Annotated in this window: 10 protein-coding genes; 1 reads left to right on the top strand and 9 read right to left on the bottom strand. The window is 64.4% G+C overall.

The features are described 5' to 3' along the window. Positions 1-245: 245 nt before the first annotated feature. The 8 genes from NW855_RS13165 to dnaK form a co-directional block, all read right to left on the bottom strand. Positions 246-1,097 carry an HDOD domain-containing protein gene (locus NW855_RS13165; protein ID WP_414508895.1) on the bottom strand — a complete coding sequence of 284 codons (852 nt, stop codon included), beginning with the start codon at positions 1,095-1,097 and terminating at the stop codon, positions 246-248. Between the two features lie 9 nt (positions 1,098-1,106). After that, positions 1,107-2,813 carry a type II secretion system ATPase GspE gene (gene gspE, locus NW855_RS13160; protein ID WP_414508894.1) on the bottom strand — a complete coding sequence of 569 codons (1,707 nt, stop codon included), beginning with the start codon at positions 2,811-2,813 and terminating at the stop codon, positions 1,107-1,109. 201 nt (positions 2,814-3,014) lie between these two features. Then, positions 3,015-3,644, bottom strand: a complete 630-nt coding sequence (locus NW855_RS13155) for a Uma2 family endonuclease (RefSeq protein WP_414419119.1) — start codon at positions 3,642-3,644, stop codon at positions 3,015-3,017. Positions 3,645-4,108: 464 nt separating this feature from the next. Further along, entirely contained in the window at positions 4,109-4,630 is a 522-nt protein-coding gene (locus NW855_RS13150) for a hypothetical protein (protein WP_414508893.1), read from the bottom strand. Further along, positions 4,588-5,076 (bottom strand): tRNA (adenosine(37)-N6)-threonylcarbamoyltransferase complex ATPase subunit type 1 TsaE, encoded by a 489-nt coding sequence (gene tsaE / locus NW855_RS13145; protein WP_414508892.1) that lies wholly within the window; start codon positions 5,074-5,076, stop codon positions 4,588-4,590. The genes NW855_RS13150 and tsaE overlap by 43 nt, the downstream gene beginning before the upstream one ends. Next, positions 5,063-5,458, bottom strand: coding sequence for a heat shock protein transcriptional repressor HspR (locus tag NW855_RS13140; RefSeq protein WP_414508891.1), 396 nt, complete (start codon positions 5,456-5,458; stop codon positions 5,063-5,065). Before NW855_RS13140 ends, tsaE begins: the two co-directional genes overlap by 14 nt. After that, a complete protein-coding gene (gene dnaJ, locus NW855_RS13135) occupies positions 5,455-6,540 on the bottom strand; it encodes a molecular chaperone DnaJ (protein ID WP_414508890.1) in 1,086 nt (361 codons plus the stop codon). Before dnaJ ends, NW855_RS13140 begins: the two co-directional genes overlap by 4 nt. 52 nt (positions 6,541-6,592) lie before the next feature. After that, entirely contained in the window at positions 6,593-8,494 is a 1,902-nt protein-coding gene (gene dnaK, locus NW855_RS13130) for a molecular chaperone DnaK (RefSeq protein WP_414508889.1), read from the bottom strand. A 545-nt stretch (positions 8,495-9,039) separates the two neighbouring features. On the opposite strand from dnaK, the gene NW855_RS13125 reads away from it, so the two are divergent. Further along, positions 9,040-9,201: a hypothetical protein gene (locus NW855_RS13125; protein WP_414508888.1), complete on the top strand. Its 162-nt coding sequence runs from the start codon at positions 9,040-9,042 to the stop codon at positions 9,199-9,201. Between the two features lie 43 nt (positions 9,202-9,244). On the opposite strand, the gene serA is transcribed toward NW855_RS13125, so the two are convergent. Then, a complete protein-coding gene (gene serA / locus NW855_RS13120) occupies positions 9,245-10,855 on the bottom strand; it encodes a phosphoglycerate dehydrogenase (RefSeq protein ID WP_414508887.1) in 1,611 nt (536 codons plus the stop codon). Positions 10,856-10,923: the final 68 nt, after the last annotated feature.

Here is a 10,923-nt window from a genome sequence, read left to right as displayed (position 1 = left end):
GCGTTAGCTTCAGCATGGGCGGAAGCTTCGCTTCCGCACTCCATAATCCCCCCTCTCCCGCCTGCGGGAGAGGGGGACACAGGGGGTGAGGGCAATACAGCGCGGCTGCCCGTTCACGCTTGCGCTGGGAAAAATAGCCCCTGCTCGCAGGGGGAACCGCGTGGGCGCGCGGCTCGATTCCCCCCGCTTCGCGAGGGGAACCTCACGGAGGGGGGCATATCGAAAACTCACCGCAAACACACCTATTACCGCCCCAACGCCGCCATCGGCGAGGATTGTATCTCCACCTCGCAGCCCAAGTAGAGCGATTGCAACTGCTGCGGGCTGAGCTGCAGCGTGTCGGCGATCCACGCGGGCAGCTCGAACCACCAGGTGTCGGGCGCGTCGGGCTGACGCAGCAGGTGCGCCACATGGTTCGCCAGCACGACGACGGCGGTCAGCGGCGCGTCCTGCAGCCCGTCCGCCGACTCCGTGTGGTGGCAGCCGATAGCTTCCACGAGTTTTTCGGGGAAGCCCCAGTGCTGGCTCACGGCGCGCCCGACCGCCGCATGGTCGCAGCCGTACACCTGTCGCTCCGCCGCGAGTTCAGGCACACCCTGCGCCACGAGGTCTTCCACCTGCTCGTAGGGCGCGCCGCCGTAGCGATCCAGAAGCGGCTTGCCGATGTCATGCAATAGCCCTGCCGTGTACGCCTCGTCGGGCGAAACGCCTGCGACCTGCGAGGCAATCAGCCGCGCACACAACGCCGTGTCAATCGAGTGGCGCCACCACTTGCCCCGCCGTAGGTTCTGCCGATCGGTCTTGCCCACAAACAGGTCGAACACGCTCACGGTCATCGCCAGATTGCGCACCGCCTTGAACCCCAGCAACACCACCGCGTCCTTGATAGAGGCAATCTTGCGCGAGAAGCCGTAGTACGCCGAGTTGACCGTGTTCAGCACGCGCGTCGACATGCCCTGATCGATGCTAATCAGCCGTTCCAAGTCCTTCACGCTCGCGTTGGGGTTGTTCGTCAGGTGAATGATTTGATGCACGACCTGCGGCAGCGCCGCGAGGTCTTTGACCTTCTGCACGACCGACTCCGCTGGTGTTGTCATGGTTGCCTCCTATCCGCTGTAGATGACGCGCACGACCTCTTCGATGCTCGTGCGTCCCAGAAGCACTTTTTGCAGGGCGTCCTCCTTGAGCAGGCGCAGCCCGTGTTCGACGGCGACCTTCTGGATGGCATACGCCGCCGCGTGCTTGAGAATCAAATCGCGCACAGGGTCGGACATCACCAGCAGTTCGTGGATGCCTGTGCGCCCTTTGTAGCCCGTGTGTTTGCAGTTTTCGCAGCCTTTGGCGCGATAAATCGTGACCTCGTGCAGGTTCGGCGGCGGGGTGAAGCCGTAAGTGGTGAACTCCGACTCGGTTGGCTGGTACGGCTGTTTGCAGCGGGGGCAGAGCGTGCGCACCAGCCGCTGCGCCAGCACCGCAATCAGCGACGAGGCAATCATAAACGGCTCGACGCCCATCTCGGTCAGGCGCGGCGGCGCACTCGACGAGTCGTTCGTGTGCAGGGTCGACAGCACCAAGTGCCCCGTGAGCGCGGCTTCAATCGCAATCGTCGCCGTCTCGCGGTCGCGCATCTCGCCGACCATGATGATGTCGGGGTCTTGGCGCAGCATCGCCCGCAGCGCGCTCGCGAAGGTCAGCCCCGCCTTCGGGTTCACCTGCACCTGGTTGATGCCTGGCAACTCGTACTCAACGGGGTCTTCCGCCGTGATGATGTTCACCAGCCCCGTGTTGAGCTTCGACAGAATCGAGTAGAGCGTGGTGGACTTGCCCGACCCTGTGGGTCCCGTCACGAGGATGATGCCGTAGGAGCGGCTGATGACCTCTTCCAGCTGGGCGAGTGTGTCGGGCAGGAAGCCGAGCTTGTCCAGCCCCACCCGCACGCTGGATTTGTTCAGCACGCGCATCACAATCTTCTCGCCGTAGATGCACGGCAGGGTGGAGACGCGGAAGTCGTACTCGCGCCCGTCGATGGTCGCGCTGATGCGGTTGTCTTGGGGCACGCGCTTCTCGGCGATGTCCATGTTCGCCAAGATTTTGAAGCGCGAGGTGAGCGACGCCTGCACGCGCTTGGGCAGCACCATCGAGTCGACCATCACGCCGTCGATGCGGTAGCGCACCTTGACGCACTCGCGCGTCGGCTCGATGTGGATGTCGCTTGCGCCGTCGGTAATCGCCTGCGTGATAATCATGTTCGCCAGGCGCACCACGGGCGCGTCGTCGGCGATTTCGCGCAGCTCCTCCGCCGACAGCTCCTCGTCGGCGTTGTCGTGCCGCAGCATCTCGCTCTCGCCGAGGTCGCGCATCAGCTCCTTGACGGTGTCCGAGACGGCGGAGTCGGTGCGGTAGAGGCGTTTGAGGGCGGTCTGGATGTCCTCTTCGGTGGCGATGGCGGCTTCAATCTCGTGCTTGGTGTGCTGGCGGATTTCGTCGATGGCGAAGATGTCCAGCGGGTCTGCCATCGCGACCAGCAGCCGTCCGTTCTCCTTGGCGACGATTACCGCGCGGTAGCGCTTCGCCATCTCTGGGGTGAGCATCGAGGCGAGATGCGGGTCAGGCGGGGTCTCCACGAGGTCGACGAACGGCACGCCCCAGTGCTGCCCCATCACGCGCACGCGGTCTTTCTCGGTGATGTGCCCGAGTTGTACCAGCAGGTGTTCCAGCGGCAGCGGCACGCCTTCCTGCTGTTTTTGGAGCGCGTCGTGAAGCTGCTGCTCGGTAATCAGCCCCATCTGCAGGAACAGCTCGGCGATGCCCACATAGCCCGTAGCGCCTCCGTACCCCATCGTCAAGGGGGATTATTCCACATTTTCGCCCTCACCCCCAGCCCCTCTCCCACGCTGTGGGAGAGGGGTGTAGGGGCGCGCGGCGGTGCGCCCTGCGGCTCCCCCTCGCCCGCCCCGCGGGAGAGGGGGACAAAGGGGGTGAGGGCAACAAATGCAATTCGCGCGATCGCGCCCCTACTCCGCCTCGCGCGGGGGCAAGAGGTCGTCCACAGCAATCACTGCCTCGGGCTGCGCCACAGGCGCAATCGCCTCGCCCGACCGATAGACCGCCTGCTGCTGATAGCCGTAGCCGTAGGCGCGCCCTGCCATCGGCGCAGGCTCGCGAAACACCTCCAACACACCCTCCACAAGGTTCACAATCCAGTATTCGGGGATGCCTGCCCACGCATAGAGGCTGGCTTTCGTATGGCGGTCTAAGCGCAGCGTCGCCTCGCTGACTTCCACCACCAGCACGGCGCGGGTAGGATGCGCACGGGCAAAGTCGCGGATGCTGCCTTCCACCACAGCGACATCGGGCAGCGGCTGGTCGCGCTCGCTGAGCGCTAACGGCAACTGCGTGTCCACAAGGTAGCCTGCCTCTTCGGGAAAGGCATTCTGCAACGCGCGGACACAAAGACGGATTGCGGTGGCGTGTGCGCTTTTCATGGGCAGCTCCTTTGGGATAAGTTCGCCGCCGATGAGTTCGATCTTCTCGTCGGGGCGCAGGATGCCCGCGTCGTACATCCGCTCCAGTTCAGCGCGGGTGAACGGGCGTGAAGATTGTCCACGCGCGGTAGGCTTCGGGCGTGACAGCACTTTCGCCATAGCCACAGTATACCCCCAAAGAGGCGTGCTTAAGTAGAAAAACGCCCGAGGCGTTGGCTCTGCCCTTTTCGGAGCCGCCTTCCCACAGAGCGTCGCTTCGAAGCTTCGGAGCCTTAACCGACGTTGCCGCCGATCCGAAGGCGTCCTATCACTCCTCGAGTGGGCGCGTCTGGTTCCGAGCGTTCCTATCCGCTGCTTGCGGTCGCCTTTGCTGGGGCGCAGGCTTCCGCATAACTCCTCGCGCGCCTTACGCAGGCTGCTTGCGCAGCGTTGCGGACACAGGCTGCGCGAGGTTCCCAGCGGCAGGGACATCGCCTCTGCACTCGGGCTACGCCGTCGGGTTTCCCCAACGACGCTTATAATATACCACATCCCCGCCCCGTTTGTCAAGAGGTTAAGGGGGTGTTAAGGCGAATTTGGGCAAATTCCAGTAAAATTACTGGGTAAAGCGGTTGTCAAACGCGTTATAACATCCGTCGCAAATACTGGCTGAGGCTGAAGCCAGGCAAGATGTCCGCTCCGACAAGGCACTTGACCAGGTACCACAGCGCGAACGCGCTCAGCGACAGCAGAGTCAGGAACACGGCAAGCGCGATGCCCCCGACGATTTTGGCTGTGCCCTCGCGTACTGCCTGACGACGCTCGTACAACACCTCGCGCGACTCGCGCCGCCGATCGGGTCCCAGCAGGAACACGAAGTAGAACTGCGTGAAGTAGAGGGGGATGACGCCTCGAATATCGAGCCAGTGGCGCTTTGTTGCGGTGTGGAACGCCTGCTTGATTGCGCGGTACTGGTCGGGGGTGAGGCTGCGCAGCGTCTCTGGCGGGATAGCTTCCCACAGGTGCTGCGTCAGCACATCGCGTTCGGGTTCGGGTTCGGCGGCACCCCTGAAGGCGTCTTCCAGCGTCGCGCTTGGCTCCCAACGGTTGCGTACCTGCGCCATCAGGGGGTAGTATCGGCGCAAGCAGGCGGTTTCTGCAGACACTCGATGACGATGCGTCGCTCGGCGTCGCCCATCGGGATAAGACGCACCGCCCACAGGTACGCGACGGGCAACGGCGCGCCCCACAGTTCCAGCCGCTCCGCCCACTCAATCGCGGCGACGCCCCCACGCTCAAACACCTCGTCCAGTCCCAGCGTGTGCAACTGCGCGGCGGTCTCGATGCGGTACAGGTCGATGTGAAACAGCAGCAGCCCGCGCAGGGCAGGCGGCTGCTGGATGGTGTATTCGTGCGTGAGGGTAAAGGTGGGGCTGCGCACGGGTTCGGTGACGCCCAGCCCGCGCGCCAGCCCGCGGATGAAGGTCGTCTTGCCCGCCCCCAAGTCGCCCCGCAGCAGTATCGCCGTGTCGGGCGCAAGCGTGCCCGCCCACTGCGCCGCGAACGCCTCCGTCGACGCAGGGCTGTCCGAAACAAACTCAGTCGAGGTCATCCTCGTAGCGCTCAAAGCGAATCAGCAGCACCTGCGGGTCAATCGGCAGGTTATGCTCGTGTATCAGTTGCAGGATGCGCATGTTGGTCTGCGCGACGACTTCGGACATCTCGCGGTTCATCTGCTCGATGCGTTCCAGCAGGCGCAGGATGATTTCGACGCCTGCGAGGTTCACGCCCATCTGTTGGGTCAGGCGTTGGATGCGGCGCAGGCGAGCGATGTCCGCTTCCGAGTAGAGGCGCTTGCTATTGCCCACGCGATGCGGCTGGATGAGCCCCAACCGCTCGTACATGCGTAGTGTCTGCGGGTGCAGCCCGCACATGCGCGCCGCGACGCTAATCAGGTACACCGGCTCGTCCGAAGGCGTCTTCTTATCCTTCATACCTTCACCTCCTGTGCCGTGCGGAGACGGCGCAGTTCTTCGAGCAGTTCGCGTTCGCGGGTGGTGAGATGCTTGGGCACGGTGATGCGTGCGCGGGCGTACAGGTCGCCGATTTTGCCCCTGCCCAGCGGCAGCCCTTTGCCTGTGAGGCGGAAGCGCGCCCCGCTCTGCGTGCCTGCGGGGACGCGCATCTTGACCGTGCCGTGCGGGGTTTCCACCTGCACCTCGCCGCCCAGAATCGCCGTCAGGTAGTCGATGTCCACTTCGGTGTAGAGGTCGTCGCCTTTGCGTTCGAAGCGCGGGTCGGGCGCGAGTTTGATGCGCAGATAAAGGTCGCCGCGCTGTCCGTTCGCGCCTGCCGCGCCCTCGCCCGCAAGGCGCAGTCGCTGCCCTTCGGCGACGCCTGGCGGGATGTTGACCGTGAGGGTGCGCGTGCGCATTACCGCGCCCGTACCGCGACAAGTGGGGCACGGCGCGCCGACGACGCCCGTACCGTCGCACTCGTCGCAGTGCATCTCCAGCCCGAACATGCCGAACCGTCGGCGTCCCGTGCCGCCGCACGCGCGGCAGGTTTGCCGTCGGTTCGGCGCGACGCCTGTGCCGCCACACGCACTGCACGGCTCCTCCACACTGACCTGAATCGTGCGGGTTGCGCCGCGAATGGCGTCCTGCAGGCTGATTTCGAGCGTCTGCTCGATGTCGCGCGGGGCGCGTTGCACGCGCAGCCCGCCGCCGAATCCTCCCCCACGCAGCAGATTCTCGATGAATTCGCCGAAGTCGCCGAAGCCCCCAAACGGCGACTCGAACCCGCCTGGCTGGAAGTTCTCGCCGTACTGCTCGCGCATGCGTTGGTAGGCTTGCCACTGCTCGCCGTAGCGGTCATACGCCGCGCGCTTTTCGGGGTCCGACAGCACCTGATAGGCTTCGTTGATCTCTTTGAACTTCTCTTCGGCGGCTTTGTCGCCGGGGTTGACATCGGGGTGATACTTGCGCGCGAGTTTGCGGTACGCCGCCTTGATCTCTTTTTCGGTGGCGTTCCGCGGGACGCCCAGAATCTGGTAGTAGTCCTTGAAGTCGCGCATCGTGTTCACCCCCTATGGGTGCGCGGCGGCTGCCCCGCCGCGCACCAGACGCTTACTTCTCCTCGCGGTACTCGGCGTCGATGACATCGTCGCCGCTTGTGCCGCTGGTCGCACCTGCAGTCGCGCCCGTATCGCTGGCGTAGCCCGCGGTGCGCTGCTGGTACACTTGCTCCGTGATGCGGTAGGTCAGGCTCTCCAGCTCGCTCATCAGGCTAATTGCGCGTTCGGCGTTCTGCTGTTGAATTGCCTCGCGGATGTCGCGGATGAGCGTCTCGGCGCGTTCGCGGTCGCTCGCGCTAATCGCATCGCTCTGCTCCTTCAGCAGCCGCTCGGTGTCGATGGCGAGTCGCTCGGCGCGGTTGAGTTGCTCGGCTTGCTCGCGCAGTTGGCGGTCGCGTTCGGCGTTCGCCTCCGCCTCGCGCACCATGCGCTCCACCTCTTCGCGGGTGAGGTTCGTCGAGCCCGTGATGCGGATGCTCTGCTGGCGTCCCGTGCCGAGGTCTTTCGCCGAGACCTGCAGGATGCCGTTGGCGTCGATGTCGAAGGTCACCTCGATTTGCGGTACGCCTGCGGGCGCGGGCGGAATGCCATCGAGGTGGAACACGCCGAGCAGTTTGTTGTCGCGCGCCATCGGTCGCTCGCCTTGATAGACACGCACCTCGACGCTGGTCTGCCCATCGGCGGCGGTGGTGAAGATTTCGCTCTTGCGCGTCGGGATGGTCGTGTTGCGCGGGATCAGCACGGTGAAGATGCCGCCCTTGGTCTCGATGCCCAGCGAGAGCGGGGTGACATCCAGCAGCACGATGTCCTTGACCTCGCCTGCCAGCACGCCCGCCTGAATCGCCGCGCCAATCGCGACCACCTCGTCGGGGTTGACGCCCTTATGCGGCTCCTTGCCCGTGATCTGGCGCACCATCTCCTGCACTTTGGGGATGCGCGTCGAGCCACCCACCAGCACCACCTCGTCGACATCGCTCGGCTTGAGACCAGCGTCCTCCAACGCGCGGAAGATGGGTCCCTTGAGCCGCTCGAACAGGTCGGCGCACAGGTCTTCGAACTTCGCGCGGGTGAGCGTCATATCGAGGTGCTTGGGGCCGCTCGCGTCCGCCGTGATGAACGGCAGGTTAATCGTGGTGGTCGTCACGCTGGAGAGTTCGATTTTGGCGCGTTCGGCGGCTTCTTTCAGGCGTTGCAGCGCCTGGCGGTCTTGGCGCAGGTCGATGCCGTGCTCTTTCTTGAACTCGTCGGCGAGGTAATCGACGATGCGCTGGTCGAAGTCGTCGCCGCCAAGGTGCGTATCGCCCGAAGTGGACTTCACCTCGAACACGCCGTCGCCGACTTCCAGAATCGAGACATCGAAGGTGCCACCGCCAAGGTCGAACACGAGGATGGTCTCGTTGGTTTTCTTGTCCAGTCCGTAGGCGAGCGCGGCGGCGGTCGGCTCGTTGATGATGCGCAGCACCTTCAGCCCCGCGATTTCACCCGCGTTTTTGGTGGCGGTGCGCTGCGCGTCGTTGAAGTAAGCGGGCACGGTGATTACGGCTGCCTCCACCTTCTCGCCCAAGTAGGCTTCGGCGTCCGCCTTGAGTTTCTGCAGCACCATCGCCGAGATCTCTTCGGGGCGCAGCGTCTTATCGAGCGCGGGGATCTGCACTGCCGCGTCGCCCTTGCTGTCGGCGACCACCTTGTAGGGCACGCGCTTGCGCTCTTCCTCCACCTCGTCGTAGCGTCGCCCGATGAAGCGTTTGATGGAGAAAATCGTGTTTTCGGGGTTCACGACGGCTTGGCGCTTGGCAGGCGCGCCCACCAGCCGCTCGCCCGTCTTGGTGAAGCCCACCACCGACGGGCACAGGCGACCGCCCTCCGCCGTCGGAATCACCACTGGCTCGCCGCCTTCCAGCACGGCAATCACCGAGTTCGTCGTCCCTAAGTCAATCCCAACAACCTTACCCATAGTCAGTGCCTCCTATCGTTATTTTCGTGCGCTGCGGAAAGTTTCCACAGCCTTCAATACCTCACGCGCGGGGGAAAAGTTCCCGTTTTCTGAGCGTGTGCATTATACCTGACTTGAGTGCATTATTGTCAAGCATTGGCACGGATACACGCAAACTCATTTGGCGAAGCCGATTCGGGGGCTTTTGTGGGGTTGTGGTTCCCGCGTTTGTTGAACACCCACAGCAGTTCGCGTCTCTTAACACACTGCCAAAAACATGGGGCGCACAATTCTGCCATTCTGGTTCTGCCCGTCGGAGCCGCGCCCCAGCTTCTGGGAGCAGGATCAGTTCAGCGCGGGCGACCCCAGCTATCGCGGTGCGGGCACTTCCTATGCCTACAAGTCGCGCTTGACAACCGACTGCCCGCCGAATACGCCTGCGAACTGTCGCGGCAACTTGGCAGCTGTGCCGCAAGCCGCCATCGATAACCCTGCAGGAGTCTGGCTCTTCTGGGACGCCGACTCGGACTATAGCCGCCACACCGACAAGTCGCGCGGCAGCTGGCGTGGCGCGCCTAGACTGTCGCTGGGAAGGCGTCACCAAAGGTCAGATGGCTGCCTACGCCGACGGGCACGCCAAACTGACGCTCGGCATCCCGCGCCCGCAGTGGTACGAAAACATGGCGCTGGATGGCAAGGTGTATGTCCCGTTCCAAGGCTGTCCGTAGCCGATAACGCGGGGAACGCCCGACGCCGTGCGTTCCCCCGCGCCTAAAACACCACCACCCGCGCGCTGTCCACACCCTCTAACTGCCGAATCTGCGCAAACGCTTCCGAGGGTATCGGGTTGTCCACCTGCAGGATCATCACCGCGCGCCCACCCATCGACTCGCGCCCCACATGCATCCCCGCGATGTTCACCTGATAGTTGCCCAGCACGGTGCCCACACGCCCGATGATGCCCGGGCGATCCTGGTGTTCCGTCAACAGCAGGATGCCTTCGGGGCGGATGTCCACGAACAGGTCGTTCAGGTGCGTGATGCGCAGGTCGGCGCGCCCGAAGACCGTGCCCGTGAGTTTCTGCGCGCCGCTTGCTGTGTGCGCCGTGAGCGTGAGCGTGTCGGGGTAGAGTTCCGTTTCGGGGCGCACGCTCCACTCCAAATGCACCCCACGCTGCTGGGCAATTAGCGGCGCGTTCACCAAGTTCACAGGCGTATCCGTCGTGCGCTGGAGCAAGCCTGCGAGCGCGGCGCGCGCAACCAGGTTCAACGGAAGGTCGCCCCACTCGCCCGAAAAGACCGCATGCAGCCGTTCTATCGGCGCGTCGGCGAGCTGGCTGTGCAGGATGCCCATGCGCTTTGCCAGCTCCAGATACGGCTCCACCCGCGCCATCAGCTCGGCAGGAATCGGCGGCAGGTTCACGGGGCTGCGTGGCGCGCCGCCCTGTAGCACCGCCACAATCTGCTCCGCCACATCGATAGCGACCTTCACCTGCGCCTCGACGGTGGACGCGCCCAAGTGCGGGGTCAGCACATTCTGCGGCTGGTGCAGCAGTTTCAGGTCGGCAGGCGGCGGCTCGGTGGGGAACACATCGAGTGCCGCGCCCGCCACATGCCCCGACTCGATGAATTCTGCCAGCGCGTCGGCGTCGATCAGCTCGCCCCGTGCGCAGTTGATGATGCGCACGCCTGGCTTGGTGCGCGCGAGCCGCTCGCGGTTGAGCAGATGGCGCGTTTCGGGGGTCAACGGCGCGTGCAGGGTGATGAAATCGCTCTCGCGCAGGAGCGTCTCCAGCGGGGCAGGCTCCGCGCCGAGTTGACGGATGTGCGCGTCGGGCACGAACGGGTCATACGCCACGATGCGCATGCCGAACGCGCGGGCGCGCCGCGCCACCTCGCGCCCGATCTTGCCCATGCCGATAATCCCCAGCGTCTTGCGCGAGAGTTCAACGCCTGTGAACTGCGTGCGTTTCCACTCGCCCGCGCGCAGCGAGCGGTCTGCCTGCGGGATGTAGCGCGCCAGCGCAAGCAGATGCGCCATCGTCAGTTCCGCAGCGGCGATGGTGTTGCCCTCAGGCGAGTTGACCACCACGATGCCGCGCTGTGTGGCGGCGTCCACATCGATATTGTCCACGCCGACGCCCGCGCGCCCGATGACTTTTAGTCGCGCCCCCCGCGCAATCACTTCTGCGTCCACCCGCGTCTGCGAGCGCACCATCAGCGCGTCATACTCGCCGACGCACTCCAGCAACGCCTCACGCGGTAGGTTCGGACGGTAGTCCACCTCCGCCGCCTGACGCAAGACCGCCAAGCCTTCTTCTGCTACCAAATCGCTCACCAGCACGCGCATTATTCGAGAGTGTACCTCATGGGGTATACTCATGCCTGCAGGCTTGTTGCACGAGGGTATTCGGGCAAGCGGAAGCGTGGCTCTGCCCCCCTCCCTAAAGG

The organism is Synechococcus sp. RC10B2 (genome assembly GCF_047502635.1).
This window is presented reverse-complemented; position numbering and strand designations above follow the sequence as displayed.